The organism is Collinsella aerofaciens (assembly GCF_041537385.1).
Classification (GTDB): Bacteria; Actinomycetota; Coriobacteriia; order Coriobacteriales; family Coriobacteriaceae; genus Collinsella; species Collinsella aerofaciens_BV.
Genome location: NZ_JBGORS010000001.1, coordinates 746485 through 763909 on the forward strand (window position 1 = coordinate 746485; position 17425 = coordinate 763909).

A 17425-nucleotide genomic window follows, 5' to 3' on the forward strand; every position below is an offset into this window, starting at 1 on the left:
CGTGTTTAGCTATCGGAATGGCCAGCCGCCGCCTCGGCGCGCTCGGCATTCCATGCAACGAGCGCCTCGTGAACCGCTTTGGCGACATCGGCAGGTATGCCGCGAACTTCCGCGATCTCTTGCTCGCTCGCCGCGCGCAAACGCTTCATCGAGCCAAAATGGCGCAAAAGGGCACGTTTTCTGGTGGGTCCCACGCCTGGAACGTCATCGAGTACCGAAACCGTCATGGCTTTATCGCGCAATTCGCGATGGAACGTGATGGCAAAACGGTGCGATTCATCGCGCACCTGTTTAATTAGATAGAGTGACGCGGACCCGGTCGGCAGCACGACGGGAGTCTCGTCCCAAGGCACAAAAACTTCCTCATCGGCCTTTGCCAAGCCACAAACTGGTATATCGAGCCCAAGAGCCTCAAGTTGCTTGATCGCAGCGGTCAATTGCGGCTTACCGCCATCGACAACGAGCAAATCGGGGCGCGAGCCAAAGCGCTCGTCGGCCATGCGCTCGGGAGCATAGCGTCGTCCCAAAACCTCGGACATCGACACGAAGTCGTTTGCCTCGTCCAATTCGGCCTGAATTTTAAAACGACGATACTGGCTCTTGTCGGCACGCCCGTTGGTAAACACCACCATCGAGGCGACCGTAAAGGTGCCATGCAGCGTCGAGATATCGAAGCACTCGATACGCAACGGCGGCGATGGCAGCGCCAACGCACTTTCGAGCTCCAGGAGCGCTTGATTGGTGCGGTCGTCAGCGTACCCCGTTCGCATCATGTAGCGCATGAGGGCATGGCGCGCATTTTTGGATGCCATATCGAGTAGACGGTGCTTTTCGCCACGCTGCGGCCTATGGAGATGGCAGGAACGCTCACGCTTGCCCGCAAGCCACTCCCCCAGCGCCTCCGCATCCTCAAGCTCGACGGAAAGGTTGACCTCAGCTGGAATATCAGCCGTCTCGTCGTAATAGCGCTTAAGAAAGCCCGACTGGAGCTCTTCCTCGTCAACATCAAGACCCTTGTCGAGAATGAACTCGCAGGTGCGAACTGTTCGGCCCTCGCGAACGACGAAGACGCAAGCGGCGGAGATGGTCTCCTCGCGATAGAAACCGATGACATCGATATCGACACTGGAGGGAAAAACGACTTGCTGACGATCGTCCAGACCCCTGATGACCTCCAAACGACGTTTGACGCGGGCGGCGCGCTCAAAATCGAGCGCCTCGGCGGCCTCCGTCATCTCGGATGTCAGCTCGTCGACGACGTCCTTGCGATGGCCCGACAAAAAACGTTCGACACGTTTGACGTTCTTGGCATAGTCTGCCGGGGAAATCGCGCCGACACACGCACCCGGGCCGCGCCCGACATGATAGTCGAAGCAGGGGCGCCCGTTTTGCGCGCAAATCATATTGACGATGTCTTCCTCGCCCTTGTGGGACTCGACGATACGGCGACAACGACGCCACTCCGCACAGGATGCGGAGCAGATGGGGATAACCTTGCGCAGCGTATCTATCGTCTCACGTGCCGCGCGGCTATCGGTATAAGGTCCAAAATAGCGCGTTCCCGGCTTATGACGCTCACGCGTGTATTTGATAGCGGGATACAGGTCACCCTTTGTAATGGCGATAAAGGGGTAGCTCTTGTCATCCTTGAGGTCGACATTAAAGTACGGATGGTACTGACCAATCAAATTACGCTCGAGCACCAACGCCTCGTGCTCGGTCTCCACCACGATATAGTCAAAGCTCGCCACCAGCTGCATCATCAGTGGGATCTTCTGGCGCTCGTCCTGCAGCGTCACGTACTGACGCATACGGGCGCGCAGGTTTTTCGCCTTGCCCACGTAGATGACATCGCCCTTGGCGTCTTTCCAAAGGTAGCAGCCGGGCTGCGTGGGAACGCGCGAAACCTGCTCGGCAAGCGTTGGAATGTTGTCGTGACCGGCCACGCGCACCTACTTGCGACGAATCAGCGCCGAGACCTCGGGCATCTTAAGGACGACGGCAAGGCCAAAGGTAACAGCAAGCGAGACGACACCCGCAACGCAAACGTAGCCAAGAGTAATCAGAATCGAGCCGCCAAGTGCCCCGACAAAGTGCTCAAGCGCCCACATGACGCCGGCGCCTGCGGCAGCACCCAGGCCACCGAGCAAAAGGCCAAAGAAACCGCCATGCAGGATAGATTTAACCTGAAGACCACGCAGGCGACGACGCAGCCACCACAGCGAACAACCGACCAAGATCACGTAGTCGACGACATACGAAAGTGCGATTGCCGGCATACCGAAGCCCAGTACAACGCCAAACAGCAGAACTGAGCCGGCCTGGCCGATGGCAGAATACAGGCAATAGCGGCTATAGGGCTTCATGTCGAGCAAGGCAGAGAAGCTCTTCTGCATCAACACGACCACGCCGTAGAGCGGCAGCGAGAACGCCAGGTAGACAAGGAACTCGGACACCAACGCCACGCCGGACTCATCAAACTTGCCGGCACAGTAAATCATGTTGAGCGGACGCGCGAAGACAATCAGGTACAGCGCGAACGGAATCAGGAAGAACAGCATCTGGGCGACGCCACGCGAAATGCCCGTGCGAACGCTGTCGTAATCCTTCTCCTGTGCGTCGTGAGAGAGCTCGGTATAGAGCGCCGTCGAAAGCGAGGCGGCAATCAGCGCGTAGGGCAGCGTGTACCACAGGCGCGCATAGGCGATGACGGAAGGACCAGTCTCGGGCTGGACCACCAGCGCGGCAGCGTTGGTGATAGAAGTCGAGACAAACATGCACACCGTGGCGAGCAGCGTCGGGATACCGAGCGCAATCGTCTGGCGCAGTGCGGGGTCCTTAAAGTCGATATGGATATGGGGATGCACGCCGTGCTTGCCAAGCGCGGGGATCTGACATGCCATCTGAACAAAAACACCGAGGGTCGTACCGGCCGCAATCAAGATGATGCCGGCACGTTCGCCAAACTGTGCGGACACGGGCGCAAAACCCATAAAGCTCGCAATGACGATCACATTGTTGAGGACCGGGGCAAACGTCGACCAGAAGTAGTCGCGGTGCGCGTTGAGAACGCCCGAAAACACCGAGCCCAAACCATAAAACAAAATCTGGATAGCAAAGAAACGGAACATGAACGCAGCGGTATCCATGCTGCCGCCGTCACCCGAAAGGAACGATTGCGTCCAGATAAAGCCCGGGGCGAACACGGTCCCCAGCAACGAAATGCCACCCAGCACCAAAAGCAGAATGCCGAGCAGGTTGCCCACGTACTCGTTCGAGGCCTCGCGACCCTGCTCACGCCTCACGCCCATGTACACGGGCAAAAACGCCGTCACGAGCATGCCGCCCATCACGAGTTCGTAGAGCATATTGGGCAGGTTGTTGGCGACCTGATAGGAGGACGAGAGTAGCGACATGCCGATAGCGGCCGCCATTGCCCACGTGCGGATAAAACCGGTGACGCGAGACACGATAGTCAGGATAGTCATAAGCCCGGCGGAACGACCAACCGTGGAGTAGTCCGACGAGCCCATGTCGTCAGTGTCATCTCGCGACGAAGAAGCTTCGGATGAGGGTGTCTGAGGCGCAGATTCTTTTGCAAAATGAGCTCCGCGCTTCAATTCTTCCTGCGGCATCGCTCAGTCCTCTCTCGTAATCGCGGCAACCGTCGCCCCGCAAAATGCAATTAAATCATCGGGTGCAAGCTCGAGCTGATAACCACGCTTGCCTCCCGAAATAAAAATGGTATCCCAAAGGACACATGTCTCATCAATGAGCGTCCGGTAGCGTTTTTTCATACCGACCGGACTGCAGCCGCCGCGAACGTAGCCAGTCGCCGCAAGCAAATCCTTCACATGCATCATGGCCAAGGACTTCTCCCCCGCGGCACGCGCGGCGGACTTTAGATCGAGCTCGTCGGCAACAGGGATGCAGCACACGACGTGGTCGTTGGACGGCGTCACGCAGACCAAGGTCTTAAATCCTTGACCGGGCTCCTCGCCAAGCTGCTCCGAAATCGCGACCCCCAGGCCCGCCGACTCATCACCATCGTCTTCGTACGTATGTAGAACATAGGAAATGCCGGCGCTTTCCAGCTCGCGCATCGCATTGGTTTTTGGCGTCTTTACAGCCTTTGCCATGGCATATCCTTTCCCTCGCATTCGGACGCAAGGATTAAGTATATGTCCAATTCGGCTGCATACGTCACTTCGACACAGCAAGCGCCATCGAATCACAAGGAGTCGATGGCGCCCATAAACTGAATCGCCTATTTATTGAGCATCAAGTTGAGCCTGACGCTCCCGGTCACGCCTGAGCAACGGCGCCAAAAACTTGCCCGTATAACTCTGCGGACAGTCCGCAACCTGCTCCGGTGTGCCCGAAACCACGACGGTTCCGCCGCCGTTACCGCCCTCGGGGCCCATATCGATCAGGCGGTCGGCAACCTTGATGACATCAAGGTTGTGTTCAATCACCAGCACCGTGTTGCCCGCATCGACCAAGCGCTGCAGCACATCGAGCAGCTGGCGGACGTCCTCAAAATGAAGGCCGGTCGTCGGCTCGTCCAAAATATAGAACGTCTTGCCCGTCTGGCGTCGATGAAGTTCCTTGGCGAGCTTCACACGCTGCGCCTCGCCGCCCGAGAGCGTCGTGGCGGGCTGGCCCAGGCTCACGTAGCCCAAGCCTACATCGTACAGCGTCTGGAGCTTGCGCTTAATCTGCGGGATATTCCCAAAGAAGGCCAGCGCCTCGGTGACGCTCATGTCGAGCACGTCAGAGATGGTCTTACCACGGTAGGTGACCTCAAGCGTCTCGCGGTTATAGCGTTTGCCGCCGCAGACCTCACAGGGGACATAGATATCGGGAAGGAAGTGCATCTCGATCTTAATTTGTCCGTCGCCCTTGCATGCTTCGCAGCGACCGCCGCTCACGTTAAAGGAGAAACGTCCCGGCGAGTAGCCGCGCGCCTTCGACTCCGGCGTACTCGCAAACAGCGCGCGAAGATCATCCCACAGGCCAATGTACGTAGCAGGGTTGGAACGCGGCGTGCGGCCAATCGGCGACTGGTCGATATCGATAACCTTATCGATGCACTCGATGCCCTCGAGCTTTTTGTACGGGCCCACAGGACGCGTCGAACGGTGAATGGCATTCGTAAGGGCAGGCGCGATGGTGTCGGTAACCAGGGAGCTCTTGCCCGATCCCGACACGCCGGTAACAACCGTAAGCGTACCAAACTCGATCTTGGCGGTAACGTTTTTGAGATTGTTGGCTCGAGCGCCCGTGATCTTAAGGCAGCCGCGACCGGGCTTGCGGCGTTCATCGGGAACCCGAATCATTCGCTTGCCGGTCAGGTAGGCACCCGTCATCGAATCGGGGCACGCCATGATATCGGCAGGCGTTCCCGCGGCGACCACGTGTCCGCCGTTCACGCCCGCACCGGGGCCCATGTCGATCACATAGTCGGCAGCACGAATCGTATCCTCATCATGCTCGACGACGATGACGGTATTGCCGATATCGCGTAGGCGCTCAAGCGTCTTGATCAGGCGCTCGTTATCGCGCTGATGGAGGCCGATCGACGGCTCGTCCAAAATATACAGCACACCCATGAGGCCGGCGCCGATCTGCGTTGCCAGGCGAATGCGCTGGGCCTCGCCTCCGGAAAGCGTCGCCGAGGCACGGTCGAGGGTCAGATAGTCGAGTCCGACATCGACCAGAAAGCGCAGGCGCTCCAGGATTTCCTTAACGATGCGCCCGCCGATAAATTGTTGGCGCTCGGTAAGCTCCAAGCCCTCAAAAAACTCGAGCGACTCGCGGCACGATAGGCAGCAGACCTCGTAAATGGACTTACCGCCTACGGTAACGGCGAGCATCTCGGGGCGCAGACGAGCACCATGGCAACTCGAGCACGGCTCCTCGCGGATGTACTTCTCCAAGCGCGCCTTGGTGTTCTCATTCGTCGTCTCGGTATAGCGCTCGTACAGGATATTGCGCACGCCCGAGAACTTGGTGTCCCACTGGCTGCGGCGCCCATCGAGCTTTTGATAGTCGACCGAAATCTTCTGGTCGCCCATGCCGTCTAAAAACGCGCGACGCACCCGCAGAGGCAGATCCTCCCACGGCGTATCGACGCTCACCTTGAAGTGCTTACAAACCGCAGCGAAAATCTGCGGATAGTAGTTAGAGTTGCCAAACAGGCTGCCAAAGACCCCGTCGGCGATCGACTTCGAGGGGTCTTCGATTAGGGCCTCGGCATCGACCGTCTTCTTAAAACCCAGGCCATCGCACTCGGGGCACGCGCCATAGGGCGCGTTGAACGAGAAATCGCGCGGCTGCAGGTCATCGATGGAGTGTCCATGCTCCGGGCACGCTAACGCCAGCGAATACTCCAGCAACTCGCCTTCGGTCCCCTCGGGAGCGTCGCGGTCGGGCAGCAAGTATACGTTCACATTGCCGTGCGCCAGCGCGGTCGCCTGTTCAACGGACTCGGCGATACGGCCCAGCGAGTTCTCGCGAATCACGATGCGATCGACCACGACCTCGATATCGTGCTTGAACTTCTTGTCCAGATCGATCGGATCGTCGAGCGAGCGCACTTCACCGTCGACACGCACGCGGCTAAAGCCCTCGGCGCGAAGGTCCTCAAACAGTTTAGTGTACTCGCCTTTTCGCCCGCGTACCACCGGTGCCAGCACAAACGCGCGGCGGCCCTCCCCCGCCGCCAAGACCTTGTCGGCAACCTGATCGGTCGTCTGACGCTCAATGACACGGCCGCATTCGGGACAGTGCGGGGTGCCCACACGGGCGAACAGCAGGCGCAGATAGTCATAAATCTCGGTTACGGTGCCAACCGTCGAGCGCGGGTTCTTGGATGTCGTCTTTTGATCAATTGAGACAGCCGGCGAAAGGCCGTCGATTGAATCCAAGTCGGGTTTGTCCATCTGGCCCAAGAACTGGCGCGCATAACTCGAAAGGCTCTCGACGTATCGACGCTGGCCCTCGGCATAGATAGTGTCGAATGCCAGCGAACTCTTGCCCGAGCCAGAAAGACCGGTAATGACCACGAGTTGGTCACGCGGAATGGAAACATCGATATCACGGAGGTTGTGCTCACGAGCGCCGCGAATAACGATAGAAGAATCAGACATGGAAGCTCCTTGCCTCCTATTGCATCGAACCATACTGCCGATGAGTTTAGCGCACTCGACGCGCACAGATGTTCGTAATACAAGATTCGCAGACCTTTAGCTTTGCGTATCGGGCGCTTTGTTTCTCGAAATGCCGTGGAAAGGTTACAGTAATCTAATACTGAACTTAATTTGCTGTACCAGAGGAACGTCCATGACCGAAGATATCCCCCTTGAAATCACTTCGAGCGACATGGCCAATCTGCCCATATTCATCGCCGTCCTTATCGTAGCCGCCGTCGTCGTGCGCGTGTATTTTTCAATCAAACGCAACGAAAAGCCACCCATTGCCCGCGTCTTTTGGTGCGCGACGCTCCTCATCCCGCTCGGCGTGGTAGCTGCATGGGTTACGAATCAATTGCTCGTAAATGAGGGCAGTTCCCTATGGGTCCTTTCTTATTCGGCGCTCGGTGCTGCCGCCGTCATGCTTCTTGTCGAGCCCTTGGTTTCGGGACTTATCGACCAAACCGACCTTGCGACGGGAACGGTTGCCTGTATTTGCCGTGACATCCTTGTCATCGCCGCTGTTTCAGCGCTCTCGTTCGTTTCACTCGAAATTGCCTGCAACGAAACGTTCTATCGCATTCCCGCCAACTCATTCGGGTTTTCCGTCGGGCTGCTCGCGACGGTTCTGCTCTCCCTTTGTTTGCTGGGACAGCGTCATGGAGGCGTCATGGCCCTCGTGCCCGTCGTCTGTTGCATCCTTGGCATTGCCGAGCACTTCGTCATAACGTTTAAAGGCGAAGCCATCCTGCCAAGCGATATCTTGGCCCTTGGCACCGCAATGGAAGTGAGCGAGGGATACGAGTTTACCTTTACCGCCGGAATCGTAACCTCTCTCGCCCTGCTGGAGATTTCCCTGGGGCTTCTTTCGCTCATCCGACCGCGAAAGCTCCGTACGCCCACCCATGTCTTCCCCGCTATCGCCGCTAACCTCTGTGCTTTTCTGCTTGTGACCGTTGTGGGGCTTTCAGGCTTCTCCAGCATCGACTTGGAGCAGGCGCTGAATTTTGGATTTGACCGTTGGCAGCCCATCACCACGTATGCGTCTCAGGGTTTTATCACTTCGTTCACCGAAATGGTCAACGAGTTGCCCATTGAGAAGCCCGAAGACTATACGCCCGATGAGGCGCAGAGCATCGAGCAGGAGCTCGCCGCCGTCTACGACAGCACATATGGCTCGAGCGAACAGCGCGCGGCGGCCGTTGCCCAGTTCAATGAAATCAAGCCGACGATTGTTGCCGTCATGAACGAGAGTTTTAGCGACCTTTCGTGCTTTGAGCAGCTCCAGGCGGCCGGGTACACCGGCCCCGCATTCTACAACTCGCTTCCCGACACACTTGTTCGCGGCACCATGCTCGCTTCGGTCGCCGGTGGCGGAACGGCGAACTCCGAATTCGAATTTTTGACCGGAGCGACAACGGCCTTTGTCGGATTAGGCAAAATTCCCTATCAGCTGTATCAGATGAATGGCGTCAACAGCCTGGCAAAGGACCTTAAAGAGCTTGGTTATACCACTACCGCTATGCACCCGCAAAATCCCGTCAATTACCATCGAGATAAAATCTATCAGCAGCTTGGCTTTGGAGACTTTCTTTCAATCGGCGATTTCGAAGGTGCGCCCTATTACCATGCCGGCGTATGCGACTACGCCACCTACGACAAGATACTCGACCTGCTTAGAACCGACGAAGCGCCGCAGTTCATCTTTGACGTCACGATGCAAAATCACGGCGGCTACGACTATGGCACCGTTCCCGCCGAAGAGCTGACAAACTATTGGGTCGAGGGAGCCAGCGAGGGCGCCAACAGCGCGCTCAACACCTATCTCACCTGCATCAACGCATCCGACCGGGACCTCGAGTACTTTATCAACGAGCTCCGCAACATCGGCAGACCGGTTGTTCTTGTCTTTTTTGGCGACCATCAGCCGAGCGCCGCAACGACTCTCAACGACGAGCTGTACCCTCAGGAAGATACGGCAAGCCACGCTTTCCGTATCTATCAGTCGACATATCTCGTCTGGGCTAACTATGAGATCGCCGGCAATACCGAGCTCAACGTCTACGACACCGTCGGGGCAAACGAGATTGCAGCCATTAGCCTTAATAAGATCGGCGCCCCGCTCACCAATTACCAAAAGGCCCTGCTTGCGACAAGGTCAGATGTGCCCACCATCAATGTCGCCGGCTATCTCGGTGCCGACGGGCTGCGCTACGACTTGGAATCGGAAGACAGCCCCTATGCCTCGACGATCGACAAGCTGCAGCGCATGCAATACCTCGAGTTCGCCAGCAAAGTTCAGTAAGCCCGCCCATTCGCTTGGGCCCATCGTATTGCAAGCACGCTCGGCCCAAACGCATCGCAAATGACTCCCGCTCGCAAACGAGGGTACAATGACGCTCGTGTCATATCGCGGGCCCCGGCCCCAGCATATACAAAGGAGTCATACATGGGTTGCGAACACGCACAGGCCGCCGGCGGACAAACGTCGCCGTCGCAATTTGAGGAGAACACGCTGTCCGAGGTCAAGCGCGTCATCGCCGTGCTTTCCGGCAAGGGCGGTGTCGGCAAGTCATTTGTCACCGGTGCCATCGCCACCGAGCTTGCCCGTCACGGCCACAAGGTCGGCGTCCTCGATGCCGACATCACCGGTCCCTCTATCCCCAAGATGTTCGGTATGAGTGGACGCCACGTCCATGCCCTTGGCAACCTTATGCTGCCCGAAATCTCCGAGCACGGCGTCAAGGTCATGAGCTCCAACCTGCTGCTCCAAAACGAGACCGACCCCGTCCTTTGGCGCGGTCCGGTCATCGCAGGCGCCATTAGGCAGTTCTGGAGCGAGACCTCGTGGGGCCCCATCGACTACCTACTGGTCGACATGCCTCCGGGAACAGGCGACGTCGCGCTCACCGTCTTCCAGTCGCTGCCGGTCGATGGCATCGTCATCGTCACGAGCCCGCAGGATCTGGTCTCGATGATCGTCGCCAAGGCGGTCAACATGGCCGAGAAGATGAACGTCCCCATTCTGGGCATTGTCGAGAACATGAGCTATATTGAGTGCCCCGACTGCGGCAAGAAGATCGAGGTCTTTGGCAAGAGCAAGCTCCCCGAGGTCGCAGAGCGCTATAACCTCGACATCTTGGGGCAGCTTCCCATTAATCCGGCACTCGCCGAGGCCTGCGATAAGGGCGAGGTCGAGACCGCGCTGCCCGATGGCATGTTGCCCAAGGCAGTCTCTGCCGTCGAGGCTATTACCCCGCACGAGACCGACGAGGCCTAAGTGAACACGAGCGCCTTCTATGACGTCCTGGTAATCGGCGGCGGGGCTTCAGGCCTCGCCGCCGCCATTACGGCCGCACGCGCTGGCAAAAGCGTCTGCATCGTTGAGCGCGATGTCGCCTGCGGCCTCAAGCTTCTTGCGACCGGTAACGGCCGCTGCAACCTCTCCAACGAATCGATTGATCCTCAGCGGTATAACCACCCCGCATTCGTCGAATCCGTCATGGGCCCCCAGCCCGAACAAGAGCTTATGGGGTTCTTCTCCTCGCTGGGTATCATGACAACCTCCGAGGAAGGCCGGCTGTACCCGCGCTCCCTTCGCGCCGAATCGGTGCGCGACGCGCTTCTCAGCGTTTGCGACCGCCTAGGTATCGCCTTAATCTGCGGAGCCAACGTTGCCTCGGCGCACAAAGCTTCCGAAGGCTGGGCACTCCAAATAGACCGTCCAGCGCGGCCGCTCAAGGCAAAAAAGCACGATGACCGAAAATCGGAGCTCCGCTCGCTTCGGAAAGCGCTCGCCGATGTCCCTCGCAAGAACGAGGCCCTGCAGGCACATGCCGTAATTATCGCTACGGGCGGCAACCCCACCGGTATCGCCGATACGTTTCGCCTCCCCCTCACTTCGCTGCGCCCCATCCTCTGCCCCGTATCGGCAACGGTCGTTGGCGATCGGGCGGCACTCAAGACGTTGGATGGCCTGCGCGTCCGTGCCCGCTTGACGCTCACCCACAATCATAATGAGCTCTGGCACGAAGACGGTGAAGTGCTGTTTCGAACCTTCGGTATCTCGGGCGTCGCTGTCTTCAACCTCTCTCGTCGTATCCAGCACGGCGATACGATCCTGCTCGACGTTTTCCCCGACCTCTCCAAAGACGAGTTGCTCGATATGCTCAACCGGCGCGTTGAGCTGCTCGGCGGCTTTTCGCCCCGCGATCCCCGTTGGCTCGACGGCATGCTCGCCCCGCAACTCTCCCGCGTCGTCTGCACAGCGTTCGAGCAGTGCCATCCAGACTCCAACGATGTCATCCACCTGGTCTCGATCCTCAAACACTTTAAGTTGCTCGTCGAGGGAACAGCCGAGGAGCGCTCAGCACAGGTCACGCGTGGTGGCATATCTGTCGAGAGCATCTCAACACCCAGCCTACGCGCGCGCAGCGTTGTCGACGCCCCGCTTTACGTCTGCGGTGAAGCGCTCGACATCGACGCCGATTGCGGAGGCTTTAACCTTGCGTGGGCCTGGATCTCGGGCATTCGCGCTGCAAGCAGCCTGTAGCCGCGCAGTCTATAATCAAAAACGCATTCGGGCCGTCTGGGATACCGGACGGCCTCTTTCTTGCCTCTAAGGAGACCTCGATGATTGAAATCACTCAAGTCAACGCGTCGCTCGATGAAGCCGGCGATGAAAATGCCTGTCTCATTGTTGGCAAGCGAGTCGCCAAGCGCGTCCTACGTTGCAAGGACTCCGAGATCAAGTCCATCGAGCTCCACCGCAAGTCAATCGACGCTCGCAAAAAACGAGACGTCCATTTTATCCTGAGCTTTCGTGTTGAGCTGACTAGTCCCCACCTCGAGCGAGAAGCGGTCGACAGCGTTGCCGAGCGTGACCGCTCGCGCGTACGCGCGATAGAAGACGATGAGCCTTCATTCCCCTCCCCCGCCTCCGACGCACCTCAAGAACGCCCTGTCGTTGTCGGCGCCGGATGCGCCGGCCTTTTCGCTGCGCTTACGCTCGCCGAAGCAGGTCTTAAGCCCTTGCTCATCGAGCGCGGCGACCCGGCATTTCGCCGCTCGCGGGCGATCGACCTCTTTCTAAAGGAGCGCATCCTCGACCCCGAGAGCAATATCCAGTTTGGCCTGGGCGGCGCGGGGACTTTCTCGGACGGCAAGCTCAATACGGGAACCAAAAATCCCGCCCATCGCCTTATCCTCGAAACCTTCGTCGAGGCGGGTGCGCCCCGCGATATTCTGTGGGATGCCAAGCCGCACATTGGCTCCGACATCCTTCCCACGGTTGTCACCGCTATATCCCAGCGCATCGAGCAGCTCGGAGGTGTCGTCCGTTATCGAACGAAGCTTGTCGACATTCGCATCGACGCGTCTGGCGCCATCACCGGTATTGATGTCCAATCGTCCCAAGACGCCGCTTACGAGCCAATCGAGACAAAGCACCTCATCCTCGCCTGCGGGCATTCTGCTCGCGATATTTTTAAGCTCCTTAAGGACCACAACGTGGCCCTCGCACAAAAGACCTTTGCCATGGGCGTTCGCATCGAGCATCCGCAGCGCGACATCGACCGAGCCCAATATGGAGCCTCGGCGGGACACCCTGCCCTCGGAGCAGCCCCCTACAAACTTGTTGCCCATCTTTCCAACGGTCGCAGCGTGTTCTCGTTTTGTATGTGCCCCGGCGGACAGGTTGTTGCCGCCTCTTCCGAGCAGGGCCACCTGTGCGTCAACGGCGCCAGTCTCAATGCCCGCGGCGGACGCAACGCAAATGCCGCCCTGCTCGTTAACGTCACACCCGAGGACCTTCCCAACGATGACCCACTCGCCGGCATCGAGCTCCAGCGTGCCTGCGAGGCGGCCGCCTATCGCCTGGGCGGTTCCAACTGGAACGCACCGGCACAGCTCGTCGGAGATTTCCTCGCAGGACGTGCCAGCAAGGCGCCCGGAAAGGTAAAGCCCACCTATCCGCTCGGTGTGACCTGGACGGCAATTGACGAAGCCCTGCCGCAGCATATCGTCGAGTCGCTCCGCCTGGGACTTCCCCTACTCGGAAAAAAGCTACGCGGCTACGACCGCCCCGACGCCGTTCTTACCGGCGTGGAGACTCGTTCGAGCTCACCGGTCACTGTCACCCGAGACCGAACGTGCCATGCCGTGTCGACCCCGGGCCTCTATCCTTGTGGTGAGGGAGCTGGATATGCCGGCGGCATCATGAGCGCGGCCACCGACGGCATCCGTTGTGCCGAAGCCCTGATCGCAGACCTCTAACGCACGAATTCCAGCGCGCAAAAGACACAGGCCCAAGCTCCACAGGGAACTCGGGGCCTGTTCACTATTTCTTAAACCGTGCACCCTGGCGTCTTCTGCCCGATGCGAACGTGGAACCCTTGCGGGCCTGCGAACGTAAGCGCTCAATCGTCTCGTCCTCAGACGCACCCTCGAGCATCGCCCGAATCTGAACGACGGCATCGCGCAGGCGCGCCGCCTCCTCAAAGTCCATGGCGGCAGAAGCGTTACGCATATCCTCTTCCATGGTTTCGACGATCCGCACAAGCTCGTCATGCGGCAGTTCTTCCAACTGCTCCGCAAGTGTCTGCTCGGGCGCCACCGTTTCCGGCACGCCACCCTCGCCCGACTCATCGGGCGTATAGAATGCGCCATGTCCAAGAGAGTCGCCCTTCGAGCGCCCCTTGGAACCCACGGTTTTTTCGGCCTCGGCAATAAAACTTGAGATGTCGTTGATGGCCTTGCGCACCGTCTTGGGCACAATGCCATGCTCTTCGTTATATGCCATCTGAATCTCGCGACGGCGCTGCGTCTCCTCGATGGCCTCTTTCATCGAATCGGTCACAACGTCCGCATACATGATGACTTCGCCATCGGCGTTACGGGCCGCGCGGCCAATCGTCTGAATCAGCGAACGGCGGTTACGCAAGAAGCCTTCCTTATCGGCATCGAGAATTGCCACCAGTGAGACCTCGGGAAGGTCTAGGCCCTCGCGAAGTAGGTTGATGCCAACGAGAACATCGATCTTGCCCTCGCGCAGCGTTCGCAGGATCTCGACACGGTCCATCGTCGCTGTATCGGAGTGCATGTAATTGACCTTAATGCCGGCATCAAGCAGATGGTCGGTCAGGTCCTCGGCCATGCGCTTGGTGAGCGTGGTCACCAGCACGCGCTCCTTGCGGGCAACGCGCTCGCGAATCTCGTCCTCAAGATCGTCAATCTGCCCACGAACCGGACGCACATCGATCTTGGGGTCGAGCAGACCGGTTGGACGAATAATCTGCTCAACGTCGTTTTGGCTCACCCGCAGCTCGTAGTCGCCCGGTGTGGCCGAAACATAGATAAACTGGGGTATCCTTGCCTCAAACTCATCGAAACGAAGCGGGCGGTTATCGAGTGCCGATGGAAGGCGAAAACCATGCTCCACCAGCGTCACCTTACGCGAGCGGTCACCTTCGTGCATGCCGCGAATCTGCGGCACCGTCACATGGCTCTCATCGATGATGCAGAGCATATCCTTGGGAAAGTAATCGATTAGGGTAAACGGCGGCTCACCCGGCTTGCGACCGTCCAGATGACGCGAGTAGTTCTCGATGCCGTTGCAAAAACCCATCGTCTCGAGCATCTCAAGATCATAATCGGTGCGCTGCTGCAGACGCTGCGCCTCGAGCAACTTGTCGGTCGCCTTGAGCTCGGCCACACGCTTCTCGCACTCTTCACTGATTGATTTCAGAGCCGCCTTGACCTTCGGCTTCTCGGTCACGTAGTGCGATGCCGGCCATACGGGGATGGCCTCGTACTCACGAAGCATCTCACCGGTAACCTCATCGATCTCGGCAATCAGCTCGACCTCGTCGCCAAAGAACTCAAACCGCAACGGATGCTCGGCATAAGGCGGATACACGTCGACAACATCGCCGCGCACGCGGAACGTGCCGCGCGCCAGGTCATAGTCATTGCGATCATATTGAATGTCGATAAGTGCATGGATAAAGTCATCGCGCTCGAGCGGCACCTTCTTGTCGACGTTTGGAGCCAGACCCGCATAGTCCTCAGGAGAGCCAATGCCATAGATACACGAGACCGATGCGACAACGATCACATCGCGTCGAGAGAGCAGTGACGCGGTCGCCTGATGGCGCAGCATCTCGACCTCTTCGTTAATCGAGGAGTCTTTCTCGATATATGTATCGCTTTGCGGCACATACGCCTCGGGCTGATAGTAGTCGTAGTACGAGACAAAGTAGACCACAGCGTTGTTGGGAAAGAACTCTTTGAGCTCGCTCGCAAGCTGAGCGGCGAGCGTTTTATTGGGAGCCATGACCAGCGTCGGCTTCCCCAGGGCCTCAATAGTCTTAGCCATCGTGAAGGTCTTGCCCGAACCAGTCACGCCCAGCAAAACCTGATAGCGATCTCCGTCCCTCACACCCTGCACAAGCGACTCAATGGCCTTAGGCTGGGAACCAGCGGGCTCGTATGGAGACACGACCTCAAACGGCACCTCAGAGCCCTCAACGCCAAAACGTTTGAGCTCTCCTCCAACACGCTCAACTTCAAATTCCGCCATGGATACTCCTAACTCATATATCTGCAGTATACGCAGGCGGCAGGCATAGTCCTATACGAACCGATCGGGATAGAGGGTCTTGTAGCGAACCCAGGCATTATTGACACGAATCAGATACGCCTGCGTCTCGGGAAAGGTGATTGCATTATGAAGCGACGTGCTCTGCTGCGCCCATCCGTCGACATTGCCCATGCCGGCGTTATAGGCGGCAATGGCGCTGTCAGTTGACCCGTTAAAATACGTTAGAAGATACGAAAGATACGCACAGCCAAACTCGATGTTCGTAGCGGGATCGTTAAGGTTGTCGGCGGAATACTCGCTACCATCGACAAGACCCTTGGCAATCATATCCTGGGCAGTCTCGGGCATCAGCTGCATCAATCCCCGAGCGCCTTGATTCGACTCAGCCTCGGGATCCCAATTCGATTCCGACTTTATGACAGCACACACCAGATATGGATCAAGATTGTGCGAAATGCTCGATTGCTTTACATACGCCTCGTAGTCAATTGGATACAAAGGCTTAAAGAAGGCGGCAGGAGCATACGAGTAGACGAGCGAAATAAAGCCGAAGACGAGCGCAACGGCAAGTGGCGCAACGCGATACCACGTAAAGAAACGTGTCTTAGGCATCGGCCTCCTCCTTATCCGTTACATCCCCGAAGCCATGGCGCACAAGCCATGCGTCCAGTTGTTCAAAGAGCGAATTATCGCCTCCCGCATTATCGATTACCGTCGTAGCGAGATTGCAAAGCGAAGCCTCATCAGGTTGGCATGCAGAGCGAGCATCAAAATCAGAGGACTCCATACCACGATGAATGGCACGCTCGCGACGAACTGCCAAAGGAGCACTGATAACCAGAATTTCATCAGCCAGGCCAAAAGCATCCTCAAAACCAGTCGGGGCAGAAACCTCGACAACCGCAAAGGGATAACGGGGGGACGAAACCGTACAACAAACCGGATCGAGAATCCTAAGCGAAAGCTGTTCAATGAGAACGGGGTGCACAAGGTCATTGAGCCGTGCGACCGAATCAGGAGAAGCGAAAGCTCGAGAAGCGAGGATGCTGCGGCGAATGCCGCCCTCCTCATCCAAAATATCCCAGCCAAATTCTTCCGCGAGGGCATTGACGATATCGGAGCCTGGCACATACAGCGATTTGGCAAGCTCGTCCAGATCGATAAGCATGGCGCCATGAGATTCGAGATAACGGCAGGCAGTCGACTTACCCGAAGCAATATTGCCCAAGACAAAAACGGTAAACATCAAGTCCTCCCTAACGCCAATGGGAGTTATTATCGCGCAAATACAAAAGAAGGACTCAAAATACAGCCAAACAGTAAGACAAGATAAAAGAAGGCGAGTTCTTGTATTACAGCTCTTTATAAAACGCAAAAAAGGGGGAGGCCGCGAGGCCTCCCCCTTCTTCAAGTCAAGCGTACGGCTCGGTGCCGTCCACCGGTCAGCGGCGCCCTGGCCTCCCACGGGCTGGCCCCGCAGTACTCTCGGCGCGATGGGGCTTAGCTTCCGGGTTCGGAACGGGACCGGGCGTGCCCCCCATGCTCTGGCCGCTGACCGGTGGGCGGCGCCCACCGTTACGGTGTCCTGGGTCTCATCTACGTGCCCTGGGGGCCGCATGGCGCATAGGGGAGT

General features: G+C 58.1%; 11 protein-coding genes and 1 rRNA gene. 4 read left to right on the forward strand and 8 right to left on the reverse strand.

Annotation, left to right across the window (positions count from 1 at the left end):
- Positions 1-5: 5 nt before the first annotated feature.
- The 4 genes from uvrC to uvrA form a co-directional block, all read right to left on the reverse strand.
- Positions 6-1946 (reverse strand): excinuclease ABC subunit UvrC, encoded by a 1941-nt coding sequence (gene uvrC / locus ACEG18_RS03405; RefSeq protein WP_372541229.1) that lies wholly within the window; start codon positions 1944-1946, stop codon positions 6-8.
- A 6-nt stretch (positions 1947-1952) separates the two neighbouring features.
- The gene (gene murJ, locus ACEG18_RS03410) at positions 1953-3533 is read right to left on the reverse strand and encodes a murein biosynthesis integral membrane protein MurJ (RefSeq protein ID WP_372541230.1); all 1581 of its coding nucleotides are present in this window, start codon (positions 3531-3533) and stop codon (positions 1953-1955) included.
- Positions 3534-3638: 105 nt separating this feature from the next.
- A complete protein-coding gene (ybaK, locus tag ACEG18_RS03415; protein WP_117746693.1) occupies positions 3639-4139 on the reverse strand; it encodes a Cys-tRNA(Pro) deacylase in 501 nt (166 codons plus the stop codon).
- 132 nt (positions 4140-4271) lie between these two features.
- Positions 4272-7151, reverse strand: coding sequence for an excinuclease ABC subunit UvrA (gene uvrA / locus ACEG18_RS03420; protein WP_372541231.1), 2880 nt, complete (start codon positions 7149-7151; stop codon positions 4272-4274).
- Positions 7152-7344: 193 nt separating this feature from the next.
- Between uvrA and ACEG18_RS03425 the strand changes: the two genes are divergently transcribed.
- From ACEG18_RS03425 to ACEG18_RS03440, 4 genes are all read left to right on the forward strand, one after another.
- Positions 7345-9498 carry an LTA synthase family protein gene (locus tag ACEG18_RS03425; protein WP_372541232.1) on the forward strand — a complete coding sequence of 718 codons (2154 nt, stop codon included), beginning with the start codon at positions 7345-7347 and terminating at the stop codon, positions 9496-9498.
- A 144-nt stretch (positions 9499-9642) separates the two neighbouring features.
- Positions 9643-10473, forward strand: coding sequence for an Mrp/NBP35 family ATP-binding protein (locus tag ACEG18_RS03430; protein WP_022094864.1), 831 nt, complete (start codon positions 9643-9645; stop codon positions 10471-10473).
- Complete coding sequence (locus ACEG18_RS03435; protein WP_372541233.1) at positions 10474-11745, forward strand: NAD(P)/FAD-dependent oxidoreductase; 1272 nt, start codon at positions 10474-10476, stop codon at positions 11743-11745. It begins immediately after the preceding gene.
- A gap of 80 nt (positions 11746-11825) precedes the next feature.
- Entirely contained in the window at positions 11826-13466 is a 1641-nt protein-coding gene (locus ACEG18_RS03440; RefSeq protein WP_372541234.1) for an NAD(P)/FAD-dependent oxidoreductase, read from the forward strand.
- A 64-nt stretch (positions 13467-13530) separates the two neighbouring features.
- Here ACEG18_RS03440 and uvrB read toward each other — a convergent pair whose 3' ends face one another.
- The 4 genes from uvrB to rrf all read right to left on the reverse strand — a co-directional run bounded on the left by uvrB (position 13531) and on the right by rrf (position 17348).
- Complete coding sequence (gene uvrB, locus ACEG18_RS03445; RefSeq protein WP_372541235.1) at positions 13531-15771, reverse strand: excinuclease ABC subunit UvrB; 2241 nt, start codon at positions 15769-15771, stop codon at positions 13531-13533.
- Between the two features lie 51 nt (positions 15772-15822).
- Positions 15823-16404: a lytic transglycosylase domain-containing protein gene (locus ACEG18_RS03450; RefSeq protein WP_372541236.1), complete on the reverse strand. Its 582-nt coding sequence runs from the start codon at positions 16402-16404 to the stop codon at positions 15823-15825.
- Positions 16397-17038, reverse strand: a complete 642-nt coding sequence (coaE, locus tag ACEG18_RS03455; RefSeq protein WP_118388234.1) for a dephospho-CoA kinase — start codon at positions 17036-17038, stop codon at positions 16397-16399. The genes ACEG18_RS03450 and coaE overlap by 8 nt, the downstream gene beginning before the upstream one ends.
- A 194-nt stretch (positions 17039-17232) precedes the next feature.
- A 5S ribosomal RNA gene (rrf, locus tag ACEG18_RS03460) occupies positions 17233-17348 on the reverse strand.
- Positions 17349-17425: the final 77 nt, after the last annotated feature.